At 69.9% G+C, this 15,156-nt stretch carries 13 protein-coding genes and 1 tRNA gene; 5 read left to right on the forward strand and 9 right to left on the reverse strand.

Annotated features, from left to right (window positions below):
• Window position 1 precedes the first annotated feature (1 nt).
• Entirely contained in the window at window positions 2-238 is a 237-nt protein-coding gene (locus IEX88_RS04905) for a sulfurtransferase TusA family protein (RefSeq protein WP_188849464.1), read from the reverse strand.
• 67 nt (window positions 239-305) lie between these two features.
• Window positions 306-1,562, reverse strand: coding sequence for a molybdopterin molybdotransferase MoeA (locus IEX88_RS04910; protein ID WP_188849465.1), 1,257 nt, complete (start codon window positions 1,560-1,562; stop codon window positions 306-308).
• Window positions 1,563-1,777: 215 nt separating this feature from the next.
• Between IEX88_RS04910 and IEX88_RS04915 the strand changes: the two genes are divergently transcribed.
• Complete coding sequence (locus IEX88_RS04915) at window positions 1,778-2,680, forward strand: formate dehydrogenase accessory sulfurtransferase FdhD (protein WP_188849466.1); 903 nt, start codon at window positions 1,778-1,780, stop codon at window positions 2,678-2,680.
• A complete protein-coding gene (gene mobA / locus IEX88_RS04920) occupies window positions 2,673-3,302 on the forward strand; it encodes a molybdenum cofactor guanylyltransferase MobA (RefSeq protein WP_188849467.1) in 630 nt (209 codons plus the stop codon). The genes IEX88_RS04915 and mobA overlap by 8 nt, the downstream gene beginning before the upstream one ends.
• 73 nt (window positions 3,303-3,375) lie before the next feature.
• Here mobA and IEX88_RS04925 read toward each other — a convergent pair whose 3' ends face one another.
• The 5 genes from IEX88_RS04925 to IEX88_RS04945 are packed head-to-tail and all read right to left on the reverse strand — an operon-like array spanning window position 3,376 to window position 8,863.
• Entirely contained in the window at window positions 3,376-5,361 is a 1,986-nt protein-coding gene (locus IEX88_RS04925) for a molybdopterin biosynthesis protein (RefSeq protein WP_188849468.1), read from the reverse strand.
• A 10-nt stretch (window positions 5,362-5,371) separates the two neighbouring features.
• A complete protein-coding gene (locus tag IEX88_RS04930) occupies window positions 5,372-6,529 on the reverse strand; it encodes a molybdopterin-binding protein (RefSeq protein WP_188849469.1) in 1,158 nt (385 codons plus the stop codon).
• Window positions 6,530-6,555: 26 nt separating this feature from the next.
• On the reverse strand, window positions 6,556-7,407 hold the full coding sequence (locus tag IEX88_RS04935) for an ABC transporter substrate-binding protein (protein ID WP_188849470.1): 852 nt from the start codon (window positions 7,405-7,407) through the stop codon (window positions 6,556-6,558).
• Complete coding sequence (locus tag IEX88_RS04940) at window positions 7,404-8,171, reverse strand: ATP-binding cassette domain-containing protein (RefSeq protein WP_188849471.1); 768 nt, start codon at window positions 8,169-8,171, stop codon at window positions 7,404-7,406. Before IEX88_RS04940 ends, IEX88_RS04935 begins: the two co-directional genes overlap by 4 nt.
• Complete coding sequence (locus tag IEX88_RS04945; RefSeq protein WP_188849472.1) at window positions 8,168-8,863, reverse strand: ABC transporter permease; 696 nt, start codon at window positions 8,861-8,863, stop codon at window positions 8,168-8,170. Before IEX88_RS04945 ends, IEX88_RS04940 begins: the two co-directional genes overlap by 4 nt.
• A gap of 450 nt (window positions 8,864-9,313) precedes the next feature.
• Here IEX88_RS04945 and IEX88_RS04950 point away from each other — a divergent pair.
• Window positions 9,314-9,388 (forward strand) — tRNA-Gln (locus IEX88_RS04950).
• Window positions 9,389-9,655: 267 nt separating this feature from the next.
• On the opposite strand, the gene IEX88_RS04955 is transcribed toward IEX88_RS04950, so the two are convergent.
• Window positions 9,656-11,671 (reverse strand): glycosyltransferase family 2 protein, encoded by a 2,016-nt coding sequence (locus IEX88_RS04955; protein WP_188849473.1) that lies wholly within the window; start codon window positions 11,669-11,671, stop codon window positions 9,656-9,658.
• Between the two features lie 133 nt (window positions 11,672-11,804).
• On the opposite strand from IEX88_RS04955, the gene IEX88_RS04960 reads away from it, so the two are divergent.
• Together IEX88_RS04960 and IEX88_RS04965 are read left to right on the forward strand one after the other, a co-directional pair.
• Window positions 11,805-12,635 (forward strand): transporter substrate-binding domain-containing protein, encoded by an 831-nt coding sequence (locus tag IEX88_RS04960; RefSeq protein ID WP_244639853.1) that lies wholly within the window; start codon window positions 11,805-11,807, stop codon window positions 12,633-12,635.
• Window positions 12,636-12,763: 128 nt separating this feature from the next.
• Window positions 12,764-14,422 (forward strand): lysine--tRNA ligase, encoded by a 1,659-nt coding sequence (locus IEX88_RS04965; RefSeq protein ID WP_188849474.1) that lies wholly within the window; start codon window positions 12,764-12,766, stop codon window positions 14,420-14,422.
• Here the strand turns inward: IEX88_RS04965 and IEX88_RS04970 are convergent.
• Window positions 14,385-15,152, reverse strand: a complete 768-nt coding sequence (locus tag IEX88_RS04970; RefSeq protein ID WP_188849475.1) for a thermonuclease family protein — start codon at window positions 15,150-15,152, stop codon at window positions 14,385-14,387. The genes IEX88_RS04965 and IEX88_RS04970 overlap by 38 nt on opposite strands.
• Window positions 15,153-15,156: the final 4 nt, after the last annotated feature.

The following is a 15,156-nucleotide window of genomic DNA, read 5'->3' on the forward strand; positions in this document are numbered from 1 at the left end:
ATCAGCCGCCCGCCTTTTCGCCCGCCTTTTCGATGGTGAACAGGAAGGCGTCCGGCTCCCGCTCGGTCGACATCAGGCGGTCGCCCGTCTCGTTCAGAAGTGCCGGAATGTCGATGCCGGCCAGGGGATCGGTGCTGCGCACCGACAGTGTTTCGCCCGGCGCCATGCCCTTCAGCGCCTTGCGCGTCTTCAGCGCCGGCAGAGGGCATTTCAGGCCCGTCAGGTCGAGCAGGGTCATGGTGGAGGTCTCCGGCAAATGAGAGCGCCGAGCCGCGCGGCACGGGGGAGGCAGGCCAGCCGTTGCGTCAGAGCAGCGCGGCATAGGGGATGAAGGCGACGGTCGCGCCGATCTCGGTGCCGGCACTGTCCTCGGAAAATTCGACGAGGCCGTCGGTATCGACCAGCGAGGACAGGAGCCCGGCCCCCTCGCGCGGGAATTTGCGCGCCTCCAGCAGTCCGTCGGCGCCCTCGACCAGGGTCACCCGCACATATTCGCGCCGGCCGCGCTTCTTGGCATAGGCGAAGGCGGCCCGCAGGGGGGTCGCCGGCAGCGCCGCCTCCTCGGTTCCCGCCAGCGCCAGGATCGCCGGGCGGGCGATGCGGGCGAAGGTGACGAAGCTCGCGACCGGATTGCCGGGCAGTCCGATGAAGGCCGTGCCCTTGACGACGCCCATGGCGACCGGCCGTCCCGGCTTGATCGCGACGCGCCAGAAGGTCAGCGTGCCCGCGGTCTCCACCGCGGTCTTCACATGGTCCGCTTCCCCGGTGGAAACGCCGCCCGAGGCGAGGATCAGATCGTGGTCCGCGGCGGCGTCGACCAGGGCTTCGGCGATCGGCGCGGTCGCGTCGGGAAGGATGCCGAGATCGGTGACGGCGCAGCCGAGACGCGCCAGCATGGCCATCAGCATGAAGCGGTTGGAGTCGAACACCTGGGCGGGCCCCAGCGGCGCGCCGGGCGCCACGATCTCGTTGCCGGTCGAGAACACCGCGACGCGCACGCGCCGACGCACCGCCACCTCGGTCTCGCCGAGCGCCGCCAGCATTGCGACGTCCTGCGGGCGCAGGCGCTGACCGGCGGCGATGACGACCCGGCCGGGGGCGACGTCCTCGCCGGCCGGGCGGACATTGGCCCCCGGCGACAGGCCGGCCGGCAGAAGGATGCGGCCGGACGCGTCGAGTTCGGTATCTTCCTGCATGAACACCGTGTCGGCGCCCGCCGGCATGGGAGCACCGGTGAAGATGCGCACCGTCTCGCCCGGCGCCAGCGGCCGGGATGCCGCCATGCCGGCCTGGATCCGGTCGGCGAGGACGAAGGCTTTCGGCGCGCCGACGGGCAGGTCGCTGCCGCGCACGGCGTAGCCGTCGACGGCCGAATTGGTGAAGGCGGGGAGGGACAGGCCGGCCGTGAAGGCCTCGCTGGTCACCCGTCCGTCGGCGCTCGCAAGGCCGACCCTCTCGGTCTCGGCGACGGGGACGAGGCGCGCGCGGATCAGGGCGACGGTCTCCGCCACGGTCCGCATCGGGCCGCCGAAGGCGAAGCAGTCGTCCGACAGTTGCGCCATGCCGCTCCCTTTTGTCCTCGGTCGGCGCTCGCCGCCTGTTGCCGCTCAGGCGGCTTAACAGCCTGAAACCGTTGGAGCAAGCACGCCGCCCCACAGCCGCGATAACCGGCCCCAGGGCTCATGCCGGCGTTTTTCCCGCCCCCAGGCCGCCGGAGCGGCTATAGGGTCAACCATCCGGTCCGCCCTCGGGCCGGCTGACTGTTGCGAGGATCTCCATGCAAAGCCAGAACCGACCGGTCGTGATGCCGAACCCCTCCGACCCCAAGCTGACGGCCAAGGTCGGCGGCCTCGACCATACAGGCGTCAGGGTCGACATCAGCGTCCCCGTCGAGCGCACGCTGACGCTCTACCTCAACGCGCAGGAGATCGTCACCATGATGACGATCGGCGACTACCCGGAATATCTGGCCCTCGGCTACCTGTTCAACCAGAACATGCTGCACGACGACGACCGGGTGACCGCGATCGATTACGACGAGGACCTGGAGGTCGTCGTGGTGCGCACCGAGCGCGGCACCGACTACGAGGCCAAGCTGAAAAGGCGGACGCTGACCTCCGGCTGCGCCCAGGGCACCGCTTTCGGCGATCTGCTGGAATCCATGGAGGGCGTGTCGCTGCCGGCGGCGGAGCTGCGGACGTCCTGGCTCTACCGGCTGACGCGCAGCGTCAACACCACCCCCTCGCTCTATCTCGAGGCCGGCTCGATCCATGGCTGCGTGCTCTGCCGCGAGGGCGAGCCGATCTGCTACATGGAGGATGTCGGCCGCCACAACGCCGTCGACAAGATTTCCGGCTGGCTCTACCAGAACGACGTGCCGACGGCCGACAAGATCATGTACACGACCGGCCGCCTGACCTCGGAAATGGTGATCAAGACGGTGCGCATGGGTATTCCCATCCTCGTCTCGCGCTCGGGCTTCACCTCCTGGGGCGTCGACCTCGCGCGCAAGGCGGGCCTGACGCTGGTCGGCCGCGCCCGCGGCAAGCGCTTCATCGTCGCTTCCGGCGAGGAACGGATCGTCTTCGACGAAGACCCGGTCGGCATCGCCGACGAGCCGACCCGCGACAAGGGCCGCATCGGTGTGCGCGCGGCAACTGGAGCGAACGGCCATGACTGACGCCCCCCACGACACGGTCGGCGTCGTCCTCGCCGGCGGGCTCGCCCGGCGCATGGGCGGCGGCGACAAGCCGCTGCGCACGATCGGCGGCCGCACCATTCTCGACCACGTGCTGGCGCGGCTGGCGCCGCAATGCGGCACGCTCGTCATCAACGCCAATAGCGATCCCGCGCGTTTTGAGGCTTTCGGCCTGCCGGTCGTCCCCGACACGGTCGCCGACCATCCCGGCCCGCTCGCCGGCGTGCTGGCCGCGCTCGACTGGACCGCCGAGCACCGGCCCGCGGCGGAATTCGTCGCCACCGCGCCCGGCGACTGCCCGTTTCTGCCGAGGGATCTCGTCGCCCGGCTGCACGCCGCGCGGCTGGCCGGGAACGCGGATCTGGCGATCGCCCAATCCGGCGGGCAGGCGCATCCGGTGATCGGGCTCTGGCGCGTCGCGCTGCGCGCGGACCTGCGCCAGGCGCTGGTCGAGGAGGACATCCGCAAAATCAGCCGATGGCAGGCGCGCCACGCCTGCGTGACCGTCGACTGGCCGGCCGACCCGGTCGACCCCTTCTTCAACGCCAACACGCCCGAGGACCTCGGCGCGGCCGAGCGGCTGGCGGCGCTGCTGCCGGACTGAGCGCCGGCCGACCGCTTCGGCAGGGTCGTCCGGGAGGCGGGAAAAGGCCCGACGCCGCACTCGCCCCGACGCTTCAGGCGGGCGTAAAGCCTGCCTCTTCGAGGCTCTGGCGGACAGCGGGATCCTGCAGGGCCGCGAGGAAGGCGATCACCGCCGGCCTGTCCCGGCGCGCCGCGACGAGGGCGAAATCGTAGTGCTCCTCGGCGAGCGGCAGGAAGCCGAGCCCCTTGGCCTCGGCCACCGGCCGGATCGTCACGCCCCAGTCGGCCCGGCCCTGCACGACGGCGGCCGCCACCGCATGGTGCGACCGCGGCTGGTTCCAGTAGCCGCCGGGCCGGGCGGCCCCGAGCAGCGCGTCGATCAGGATCCGCGTTCCCGCGCCCTGATTGCGGTTGACCATCAGGCAGTCGGGATCGGCGAGCGCGGCCTCGACGGCCTCGGCCGCCGCGCCGAGGCCGGCAAAGCGCGGGTCGTCCCGGCGGAAGACGAAGCCCTGCAGGCGCCGCCAGCCCGGTACGAGCTCCAGCCCCGGGGCGAGGAAGGGCGTGTTGTAGGTCTCTGTCTGGGCGTCGAAAAGATGGATCGGCGCCAGGTCGCACTCGCCGCGCCTTGCGGCGGCAAGGCCGCCGAGACTGCCGACGGCAAGCGAGCGCACGCCGAGCCCCGCCCGCACCAGCGGCGTCAGCACGCGGTCGAGACCGGTGCAATGGCTGCCGATGACGACGAGGTCGGGCAGGCGCAATTGCGGCGTCAGCAATTGAACCGTCGTGCGGCTTCCCGCCGGCAGATGATCGGCGAGCGCCTCGATGCGCAGGAATCCGTCCGCCGTCGCAAAGGAGGTGATCGCGCCGGAGCCCTTGCCGGTGGGATAGGCGACGAGACCGCTCGCCGCCTCGACCAGCGAGACCATCACGAACTCCGTCCGGCCGAGCTCGGAAGGGATCCGGACCGGCACGCTCGCCTCGACGGTGTTCTCCGCGCGCGGCGGCAGGCCGGCCATCCGGCGCAGCACCGGTGCGACCATGTCGTGAAAGGTGAAGATCGCCGAGGTCGGAAAGCCTGGCAGGATGACGACGGGTTTGCCGTCGCAGACCGCCAGGCAAAGCGGTTTGCCGGGCTTCAGCGCGACGCCGTGGGCGATGATGCCGGGAGCACCGAGGCGCGAGACGATTCGATGGCTGACATCGCCCGCACCCTTCGACGTACCGCCGGAGAGGATGAGCATGTCGTGGTCGATGAGCGCCGCGCGCATCGCGGCTTCGAGCACCGCCTCGTCGTCGGGAAAGGCGCCGAGAAAGCGCGCGATGCCGCCGTTCTCGGTCACCGCGGCGGCGATGATCGCGCCATTGGCATCGTGGACGCTGGCCGGGCGCAGCGGCTCGCCGGGCTGGACCAGCTCGTCTCCCGTCGACAGCACGGCCACGCGCGGCTTTGCCGTGACGCGGACTTCGGCAATCCCGGCGCCCGCCAGAATGCCGATCTCGCGCGCGCCGAGGAGGGTTCCGGCGCGCAGCAGCACGTCGCCGCCCGCCATGTCCGAGCCGGCATAGGCGATGAACTGGCCGGCCGTCGCCGCACGGCGGAAGGCGATGACGCCATCGTCGGCGACGCTGCTGTGCTCGACCATGATCACGGCGTCCGCGCCGCGCGGAACGACGCCGCCGGTGGCGATCGGCGTCGCCGTGCCGCGGGCGACGGCCAGCGTCGGCGCGGTGCCGCAGGCGATCGTCTCGCCGTTGAGGGCGAGGACGGCCGGCCGGTCCTCGCTGGCCGTCGCGGTGTCGGCGGCGCGCAGCGCAAAACCGTCGACATTCGAGCGGTCGAAAGGCGGCACGTCGCCGGGCGCGAGAACGTCGCCAGCCAGCGGCATGCCGAGCGCTTCCGCCAGCGACCGCGATTGCGAGCCCCGGTCGCTCGTCTGCCCCGGCCCAAACAGCGCCGTCTCGAACCGCGCGAGGGCCTCCTCGCGGGAGAGGATGGTCAGGAACTGGTTTTGCTCGAGGCCGGAAGCGCCGCCCTGCGGCGGAAGATCCCGGGACTTCGGAGGGAAGGAAGACATCAGACGGACCTCAGCGCGCTTCGAAGAGCGGGAATGCATCGACCGCGGTGCCGGCGGCATAGCCTTCGCTGGAGCCGGGGACGACGAGGAAGGCATCGGCCCGGCCGAGGCTCTCCAACGAGAACCCGCCGGTCGCGATCGGCCGCAGCGCGGCGCCCGACCGCTGCAGCAGGACGAGTTCGGCAAGGCCGCCGGACGAGGCGATCTTCGCCGCCAGCGGCAAAGTGAGGGCGGTCCGGGGCGCCCGGCCCGCCAGGCGATCGAGGAGGGGACGCAGCAGCGTCAAGGCCGCGGCGATTGCCTCTCCGGGCGTGCCGGGGAGGGCGATGACCGGGCGGCCACCGATCCGGGCGACGGCGGCGCTCGTGCCGGGGCGCAAAGCGATGCCGTGACGCCACGCTTCGGCGCGCGGCGCGAAGGCGGCGACGGTGCGGTCCTCGGCGCCGCGGCCAGTGCCGCCGACGAGGACGAGGAGATCGCAGCCGTCGTCGCCGAGGGCCTCGTCGATCGCCGCCGAGATGGACCCCTCATCCCGCTGGACGGTAACGATGCCGCCAGTGGCGGCCCCCTCGCTGGCGGAAAAATCGGCGACGAAGGCGGCGGTCGGGCCATGGCGGTCGTTGCCGACATCGATGATCCCGACGCGCGGCCGGCGGACGGCCAGACTTTCCAGCCCCAGCCGCCGGGCGATCAGGAGGTCGATGGGCGACAGGCGCCGTCCTGGCGTCGTCGTGGTCCCGCCGATGCGCAGATCCTCGCCGGCGCGGCGCATGCCTTCGCCCGGAAAAGCCTCGGCCATCGCCTCCACGACGCCGCCGTGAAAGTCCACCAGGCTGGCGTCGAGGACGCAGTCGCACCCCTCCGGCATCGGCCAGCCGATCTCGACCCGCCGCGGTTCCGCGAAGAAGGCGACGGGCGAATAGCTCGACGCCCCGACGAGATCCGCCGCCGCGAAGGCGAAGCCGTCCATGGTCGCCTCGTCGGCGAGGGGCAGGTCCTGCGCCAGCGGCAGAGCCTCTGCCGCGACGGCACCAAGGCTCCGTTCCAGCGCCAGGTAGAGCACGCCGACCGGCTCGAGTTCCTCCAGCAGCAGGGCCAGGGCGGTTTCGAGGCTGGTCAGCGGGCCTGCGCCGGCGACGGCCCCATCTGGCAAAGGCGCCTGCGTCATCGCGCCGATCGCAACGTCATGCGGCCTCAGCTCCTGTCCGCCGCGGCATTGGCGAAGAACAGCTGCTGGCCGTCGATCGCATAGGCGTTGATGGCGGACTGTCCGGTTGGCGAGAGCAGCCAGTCGATGAAGGTCTGGCCGAGCTCGGCCTTCACATGCGCATGCTTGGCCGGATTGACCAGGATCACGCCATACTGGTTGAACAGCCGGCGATCGCCCTCGACGACGATGCCGAGATCGCCGCGGTTCTTGAACGAGAGCCAGGTGCCGCGGTCGGAAAGCGTGTAGGCGCCCATGGCGCCGGCGGTGTTGAGGGCGGCGCCCATGCCCTGGCCGATCTCGCGGTACCAGTCTCCCCTGACTGCGGCGATGTCGATGCCGGCGGTCTTCCAGAGCGCCAGTTCGGCGGAATGGGTGCCGGATTTGTCGCCGCGCGAGACGAAGGGCAGCGCCTTGGCGCGGATCTGCTCGAGCGCTGCGGCGATATCCGTCATGCCGGCGACGCCGGCCGGATCGCCCGTGGGACCCACGAGGACGAAGTCGTTGTACATCACGTCGAAGCGCTTCACGCCAAAACCTTCCGCGACGAATTTCTCCTCCTGCGCTTTGGCATGGACGAGAACGACATCGGCGTCGCCGCGGCGCGCGGTATCCAGGGCCTGTCCCGTGCCCTGGGCAATCACCTTCACCTCGATGCCGGTCTCCGCCTGGAACAGCGGCAGGATATGGCCGAAGAGGCCGGAATCTTGCGTCGACGTGGTCGACGCGACGACGATCGACCGATCCTGTGCCGCGCTGGGCTGGATGGAGAGGGGGGCAAGGAGAGCGACGGCCAGAAGGGCGGCCAGGGATCGGCGGGAGAGGAAGCGAGGGGTCATGACGAGGCTCCTGTGGTTCGGGACTCAAGCGGTTCATCAAACCAAAGATCGCCGCGCACGAAGGCGGCGGAGGCTGGCGACATCTGGGTATCGAAAAACTCGGTTACTGTCTTCTGCTCGCGCAGGCGCCCGCGGTCGAGGAAGAGCACGTCGCCGGCAAGGCGCTTGACCTGGGCAAGATCGTGCGAGGCCATGACGACCTTAATGCCGGCCGCCGCGCTTTCCCGGACGATGGCCTCGACGATCCGGCTCGATGCCGGATCGAGGTTGGCCGTCGGCTCGTCGAGGAAGAGGATTTCCGGCTCGCGCGCCAAGGCCCGCGCCAGAGCGAGCCGCTGCTGTTCGCCGCCCGAAAGCGTCCGGGCGGAATGGCCCGCCCGATGCGTCAGCCCGACGCGCGCCAGAAGCGCCTCGATCCGGGCCGACCGGTCTCGCTTGTCGACGCCCGCCTTCGCCAGCGCGTAGGCGATGTTGTCTGCCGCCGACCGGCGCAGCATCACCGGGCGCTGGAAGAGCATGGCTTGTCGCGCCGCCGCGCAATCTGTCCGGCCGCCCCATAGGATGCGGCCGGCCGAGGGCCGCTCCAGCCCCATGCAGAGGCGCAGCAGCGAGCTCTTGCCTGAGCCGTTCGGCCCGACGAGGAGGGTGGGCGGACCGGGGCGGATGGTGAGGCCGACGTGATCGAGGATCGTCGTGTCGCCGATCCTGAGAACGACGCCCTCGAGGGTCAGCGGCAGGTTGCTCGTCGTCACGCTCGCCTTCATCCGGGAAATCGCTGCTTCGACCAGGCCGTCACGCTCCAGGCGAGGGCGTTGACGGCGAGGATGAGGGCGATGAGGACCATGCCGAGGCCGAGCGCCAGCGCCAGATCCCCCTTGGACGTCTCGAGCGCGATGGCAGTGGTCATGGTGCGGGTAAAGCCTTCGATGTTGCCGCCGACGATCATCACCGTGCCGACCTCCGCCGCGGCCCGGCCAAAACCCGCCAGCAAGGCGGTGAGGAGGCTGTAGCGGCTGTCGTACAGCAGCGTCGCCACGCGGCCGATCGTGCCGACGCCCATCGCGTTCAGCTCGTCGCGATAGTCGCGCCAGAGATCCTCGATGGTCTGCCGTGTCAGTGCGGCGATGATCGGCAGGACCAGCAGCGACTGCGCGATGACCATCGCCATCGGCGTGAACAGGATCCCGAATTCGCCGAGCGGACCGGAGCGCGAGAGGAGGAGGTACACCGCAAGCCCGACGACGACGGGCGGCAGGCCCATGAAGCCGTTGAGGACGACGATGAGGACTGTGCGGCCGGGAAAGCGCGACAGGGCCAGGACGGCGCCCAGCGGAAAGCCGACGACGGCCGCGGCGAGCACCGCCGCGACACTGACCTGCAGCGACAGGCTGACGATCGACAGCAGCGCGGCGTCGCCCGAGGCGATCAGCCAAAGCGCCGCTTCAATGTCCTGCATGGCGGACCCTTCCGTGACCGTGGCAGCCTTCTCCAGGAAGAGCCTGCCTGCCAACTTGCCACTCTACGGGTCCCTGATTGTCCCTCTGGGCGAAAACGTCAAGGATTTGAAGCGGGACAGGTCAGCACGGGGTCGCGATCAGCGGTGCCGAAGGGCCGCCCAAGGCCAAGCTGAACAGCGGCCAGGCGTTCGCTGAAGGCTGTACGGGACGAGGAGTCGCAGGGTTGAATCCGGTCGCGCCGACCCACCTTCTCCGGCCGATATTTCATGGGGAAGGAGACGGCATCACAGTGTGCAGCGTGGGGCGCCCAGGCACCCGGTTCCTCCGAGAACGTTTGAAGCGATAAGCCGGTGCGGCCGTCGGCGGGCCAACCACGCCCAGCCCGCGTGATCCCGTTGCCAGCGCAGCGCCGAGACGCTATAGACCGCGACGCTCGGCTTGCCGGTCGATGGGGCGTCGCCAAGTGGTAAGGCAGCGGCTTTTGGTGCCGCCATTCCCAGGTTCGAATCCTGGCGCCCCAGCCAGACCGCCGCAGAGCGGACGGTAGCGACCCGCTGATGCGCTCGCAGGGTTTTCCCAGGCTCCTCTCGGTTGTGCTGTGTCCGGCAATGCGGCGTTGTGCTCCTGCACCCTCTGCAGGCTGACCGTGAGGTCCCTTGGTGGGGCGACAGGGCATCTGCCTGTCGATCGTCGCACTCCCCCTTGTCTCCAACTTTGCCGGGAGAAGCGTCCGCGACGCCGTCGGCCCTGCCCTGGAAAGGGCGTTCCTCCACGCCCCCCCGCGACCCCTGCTAGGACAGGGAGCGGGCGGTGGTTTCCGCCGCGGGGACAGCGCCCGGCATGGATCCGGCTCCGGCGTCGGCGCCCAGGCCAGGCGGCGGCGGATGCGGCGTCTTTTCCCAGACATGCGGCCGGTCCATCAGCTGGAGGAAGGCGCGGAAGGCGGCGACGCTGATGAGCAGCCAGTAGACGGCCAGGGTCCAGAGATGGCGCGGCAGGAAGCGCTTTTCTTCCCGGTCGAGCGCCTGCGTCGCCAGCACGACGAAGGCCAGGTAGCCGGCAATCAGGGTAAAGGCGTCGGTGGCCAGAAGGACGCTGTCGACGAGAGCGGGAGGGCCCGAGGTTCCCAGGGCCAGGGCCGTGCAGGCGAGGAAGAAGAGCAGGAAGGCATGCGCCACGGAGGAGGCGAGCATGCCGAAGAAAAGGAGCTGGAATCCGACAAAACCCTTCGCGCCGAGATCGCGCCACAGCGCGACCGGGTCGCGCATGTGGACCAGCCACGTCTGTATCCAGCCTTTCATCCAGCGCGTGCGCTGGTTGCGCCAGACGCGCCAGCTCTCGGGTGCATCCTCGAAGGTCGGCACGTCGATCGTCTCGACCCGGTAGCCGGCGCGATAGAGGCGGATGCCGAGGTCGGCATCCTCCGTGACATTGTGGCTGTCCCAGGCGCCGACGGCCTCGAGCGCCGCGCGGCGGAAATGATTGGAGGTGCCGCCGAGCGGCAACGGCAGGCCGGCCGCCGAGAGCCAGGGAAGAAAGCCTCGGAAGAGCGCGGCGTATTCCAACGCGAAATGCCCGCTGAGCCAGGAGGTCTCGCCGTTCCCGATGACCAGCGGCGCCTGCAGGCAGGCCAGGCGCGCGTCGCTGCATCGAAATCGCCGATAGGCGGCTTCCAGCTGACCGGGCCGGGGGCGATCTTCGGCGTCGTAGATTACGAGGAACTCGCCGGATGCGAGCGGCAGCGCGACGTTCAGCGCCTTGGGCTTGGTGCGCGGCAGCGACGGCGGGACGCGGACGAGGGAAAAGTTCGGGCGGCCGGCGATCGCCGCCTCCACCGCCGCGATGGTACCGGCGTCATCGCCCTCGCAGACCAGCATCACCTCCAGCCGTGAACGCGGCCATTGCAGCGCCGACAGCGCGGCGACGAGCCCCGGAACCATGGCGCGCTCGTCGTGCAACGCGACCAGCACCGAGTAGACCGGGCGCGGTCCTTCGCAGCGAAGGGCCGGGCCCGCGCTGTCGCTTGGGTCCGCCGCATGCTGCGACAGCAGCCGGTGCGCTGCCAGCAGCCGGACCAGCGCGCAGCAGAGGAACAAAGGCAGGAGCCCGAGATGCAGGACGTGGAGGAACTGCCAGGGCGCCTTGACGAGAAGGATGGCAAGGCCACCGGAAATCAGTCCGGCGACCATGCCCTGCATGCCGGTCCAGACCGTGCGGGCCGACAGAGCGGGCCTGTCGCCGGCAAGGCCGAGACAGGCCGATTGCGACCGCTGCGCCAGCGATGCGGTGGCGCGGTGCGCGAAGAGCGCGCGCGGCGTGCACACGCGGAAGATCGACCGTCGCTGCGGATGGATGGCCAGGAGCGCCGCGATCGAATCGAGCTCCTCGAGCCGCGGGGCCATGAAGAACTTTCCCTGAAGGTCCGGCCCGCAGACCCGCAGCGATCTGGCCATCGGCCCTCCTGCCGTTTCCGCCCTGCCGGGATCTGATCCAAGATCGCCCCGACCGACGATGCTGTCGGTGGAAGCGATGGCTTCGACCGAAAGGTCGAGGGCCTGGCCGATGGCCGCGGCCAGCGCGTCCTCGCTCGCGCATCCGGCGCAGACCAGTTCCCAGCCCATGTCGGTGCCGTTGCGGGCGGCACGGCGGCGGGCGCGCTCGCCCGCCAGCGCGTCGATGCCGAGGCCCGCCAGGAGCACCGGCACGCGGCCCGGACCCGATGCTTCGGATGGCGGCTTGCGGGCGGGGACGAAGGGGTCGTAGAATCGCCCTGCCTCGCCGGCGAGGGGAACCGCGTCGTCACGCATAATCGGACGTCGAAACTTTGGACCGCAACATGCGTGGCAACCCGCTGGCACCCGGATGGCGAGCATTGTCGGGTAGAGCTTCCCTTACGGAAACCAATCAACGGGAGAATTATTCGACTTGCTGAATATACGTGTGGTTGCACTTTCGCTGGTCATGATGGCCCTCGCCTTAGGCGCGCAGGCCCGGGCGCAGGACGCCGTGATGGAAAACTTCTGGGATCAGCACCAGCGGCTGGCCAAGCCGGCGCTTCCCACGCTGGAGCGGCTGCGCTTCCTCACCAGCGTCGATTATCCGCCCTTCAACTTTCTGGATGCGCGGGGCCGGCTGGCCGGCTTCAACGTCGACCTCGTCAAGGCTGCCTGCGATGAGCTCGGCCTCCTCGATCGCTGCCAGATCGAGGCGCGGCCCTTCGCCGACCTCGTGCCGGCGCTGTTGGCCGGCGAGGCCGAAGCGATCATCGCCGGCGTCGCCATCACCCCGGAGAACCGGGAGAAGCTGGCCTTCACCGAAAGCTATTTCCGCTATCCCGCGCGCTTCGTCACCCGCAAGGACCGGATGCTGGCCGAACCGATGGCGCAATCCATCGCCGCCAAAAAGGTCGGTGTCGTCGACGGGAGTGCTCATGTCGCCATGCTGCAGGCCTTCTTTCCACAGGCAGAGCGTGTCCCTTTCGACAGCCGCGAACTGGCGCTGGCGGGCCTCAGGAAGGGCGATGTCGACGCCGTCTTCGGCGACGGCGTCGGTCTCTCCTTCTGGCTCGAAAGCGAGGCGGCCGAAGCCTGCTGCAGCTTTGCCGGCGGCCCCTATCTGTCGCAGCGCTTTCTCGGCGAGGGGTTAGCGATCGCCGTGGCCCAGAAGAATGTCGATCTCGCCAGGGCGCTCGACTACGGCATCGGGCAGGTCATCGCCAAGCGGCGCTTTTCCGAGCTGATGCTGCGGTATTTTCCGGTCAGCGCCTTTTGAGCCTCGTGCCGCCGGCCGCTCGTGTTGACGGCGCCACAGGCGCGCCATAGACGATCCTACCGGCTTCGGCCCCGGGCGGCGAACCGCCCGCGCGGGCGCGGGCCGACCTCCAGCGTTGCAGGACTGCCATGGCCGCCGATCGGCACGATTTTCTGACCATCACCGATGCGCTCGTCGCGGAGGCCGAGACCTCCAACGCCTGGCCCTTCGAGGAAGCGCGCAAGCTGGTCGCCCGTCACGCCGAGACGGGCTCGAAGTCCGTGCTGTTCGAGACCGGCTATGGTCCCTCCGGCCTGCCGCACATCGGTACCTTCGGCGAGGTCGCCCGCACTTCGATGGTCCGCACGGCCTTTCGCGTCCTGACCGCCGACAAGGTGCCGACGCGGCTCCTGTGCTTCTCCGACGATCTCGACGGGCTGCGCAAGGTGCCCGACAACGTGCCGAACCGCGACATGATGCTGGCCTATCTCGGCAAGCCGCTGAGCCGCGTGCCCGATCCTTTTTCCAACGAGCATCCCTCCTTCGGCGCCGCCAACAATGCGCGCCTCAGGGCATTTCTCGACCGTTTCGGCTTCGACTACGAATTCGCCTCGGCGACCGACTATTATACGCAGGGCCGCTTCGATCAGACGCTGCTGACCATGCTGCGCTGCTACGACGAGGTGATGGAGATCATTCTGCCCTCGCTCGGCCCCGATCGCCGTGCCACCTATTCGCCCTTCCTGCCGATCCATCCGCGCACCGGCATCGTCTTGCAGGTGCCGATGATCGATCGCGATCCCGAGCGCGGCATGATCGCCTATGCCGATCCCGACACCGGCGAGCGGATCGAGACCACGGTGACCGGCGGCGCGGTGAAGTGCCAGTGGAAGGCCGACTGGGCCCTGCGCTGGACGGCGCTCGGCGTCGACTACGAGATGGCCGGCAAGGACCTGATCGACAGCGTCACCCTGTCGTCGAAGATCTGCCGGGCGCTGGGCGCCCGGCCGCCGGAAGGCTTCAACTACGAGCTCTTCCTCGACGAGAAGGGCCAGAAGATTTCCAAGTCGAAGGGCAACGGCCTGACGATCGAGGACTGGCTCGCCTACGCCTCGCCGGAGAGCCTCTCCTTCTACATGTTCCAGAAGCCGCGTGCGGCCAAGCGCCTGCATTTCGACGTCATCCCGAAGGCGGTGGACGAGTACTACACCTTCCTCGCCGCCTATGGCAGGCAGACGCTGGCGCAGCAGCTGCAGAACCCGGTCTGGCACATCCATTCCGGCGCGCCGCCGTCGGAAGGCATCGCCATCCCCTTCGCCATGCTGCTCAACCTCGTCTCCGCCTCGAATGCCGGCGACGCAGGAACGCTCTGGGGCTACATCACGCGCTACGCGCCCGGCACGACGGTCGAGAACGCGCCGGAACTCGACCGCCTCGTCGGCTACGCGCTGCGCTACTTCAAGGATTTCGTCGAGCCGGCCAAGGTCTTTCGCGCCCCCGATGCGGTCGAGCGCGAGGCCCTTGCCGCCCTCGACGAAAAGCTGGCTTCGCTGCCGGAGGGCGCCGGTTCGGACGCCATCCAGGACGCCATCCTCGACGTCGCCCGGCCGATCGAGCGCTACCAGGACCTGAAGAAGACCGGTCCGAACGGCGGACCGGGCGTCTCGGGCGTCTGGTTCCAGGCGCTCTACCAGACGCTGATCGGCCAGGAGCGCGGACCCCGCTTCGGCTCCTTCGTCGAGCTCTACGGCATCGCCGAGACGCGCGCCCTCATTGCGGCGGCGCTGGAGGGGCGGCTGGCGGCATAGGCGCTCCGGGCCCGGACGGGTCGCGTTCCGCCCAGAGGCCCGCTTGGGCGGTGCGCGCCTTCTCCTCGGCCTCGACATAGGGGCCGCCCGCCTTGGCCCGGGCCCAGCCATGGGCCACCAGCCAATGCCCGATGTCGGTGCTGCCGAGGCTGCAGGCACTCTCCAGGGTCTCCCCCTTCGCCTGGAAATCGCCGGGGACCGTGCAGGTGATCGACCGCGACCGGACGAGCGCCCTCAGCGCCGTCCTCGCCCGTGCGCCGCAGGGCCAGAGCGCGGCGCCGGCGCCGCAGCGCTCCGTCGGCGGCTCGATCCCCGTCAGCCGGACCGTGCCGCTCCCGACGCGAAAGCTGCCACCGTCGACGACGACCGGTCGCGGCAGCAGCGTCGGGCGGGGGGCGCTGTCGTCCACCGTCTCGGCCTCGACGTCGACGGAGGCCGGGTCCGGCGGCGGCTTGGCCGCTCGCCCGAAACTGGAATGGTCGACCGGCAGGAGCTTCTCCGGCGAGGGGCGAAGGCCCGGCCCGATCGGCCGCGCGGTGGCTCTCTCGGTCGTCTCGTCTGTCCCGCCCGCCGGCGCCAGCGGGACAGCGATGGCGGCCGCCTGCTCCTCCCACCGCGGTGCATGACGGGCCGTGCCATAGGCGAGGATCGCCACGAGGAGAACGAGGCCCGCAGCGATCTTCAGCGGCGGTATGATGGCGCTGCGGCCGCGCCTCGGCGGCAAGGGCATCAGC

Origin of the sequence: Aureimonas glaciei, assembly GCF_014643375.1 — a bacterium.
Taxonomy (GTDB): domain Bacteria; phylum Pseudomonadota; class Alphaproteobacteria; order Rhizobiales; family Rhizobiaceae; genus Plantimonas; species Plantimonas glaciei.

What these genes read in the sequence shown, in the direction of transcription:
- IEX88_RS04945 (WP_188849472.1), bottom strand. Translation starts at nt 8,863, where the DNA reads ATGCAGGACATTGAAGCGGCGCTTTGGCTGATCGCCTCGGGCGACGCC.
- IEX88_RS04925 (WP_188849468.1), bottom strand. Translation starts at nt 5,361, where the DNA reads ATGTCTTCCTTCCCTCCGAAGTCCCGGGATCTTCCGCCGCAGGGCGGC.
- IEX88_RS04910 (WP_188849465.1), bottom strand. Translation starts at nt 1,562, where the DNA reads ATGGCGCAACTGTCGGACGACTGCTTCGCCTTCGGCGGCCCGATGCGG.
- IEX88_RS04955 (WP_188849473.1), bottom strand. Translation starts at nt 11,671, where the DNA reads ATGCGTGACGACGCGGTTCCCCTCGCCGGCGAGGCAGGGCGATTCTAC.
- IEX88_RS04965 (WP_188849474.1), top strand. Translation starts at nt 12,764, where the DNA reads ATGGCCGCCGATCGGCACGATTTTCTGACCATCACCGATGCGCTCGTC.
- IEX88_RS04930 (WP_188849469.1), bottom strand. Translation starts at nt 6,529, where the DNA reads ATGACGCAGGCGCCTTTGCCAGATGGGGCCGTCGCCGGCGCAGGCCCG.
- IEX88_RS04915 (WP_188849466.1), top strand. Translation starts at nt 1,778, where the DNA reads ATGCAAAGCCAGAACCGACCGGTCGTGATGCCGAACCCCTCCGACCCC.
- mobA (WP_188849467.1), top strand. Translation starts at nt 2,673, where the DNA reads ATGACTGACGCCCCCCACGACACGGTCGGCGTCGTCCTCGCCGGCGGG.
- IEX88_RS04905 (WP_188849464.1), bottom strand. Translation starts at nt 238, where the DNA reads ATGACCCTGCTCGACCTGACGGGCCTGAAATGCCCTCTGCCGGCGCTG.
- IEX88_RS04940 (WP_188849471.1), bottom strand. Translation starts at nt 8,171, where the DNA reads ATGAAGGCGAGCGTGACGACGAGCAACCTGCCGCTGACCCTCGAGGGC.
- IEX88_RS04935 (WP_188849470.1), bottom strand. Translation starts at nt 7,407, where the DNA reads ATGACCCCTCGCTTCCTCTCCCGCCGATCCCTGGCCGCCCTTCTGGCC.
- IEX88_RS04970 (WP_188849475.1), bottom strand. Translation starts at nt 15,152, where the DNA reads ATGCCCTTGCCGCCGAGGCGCGGCCGCAGCGCCATCATACCGCCGCTG.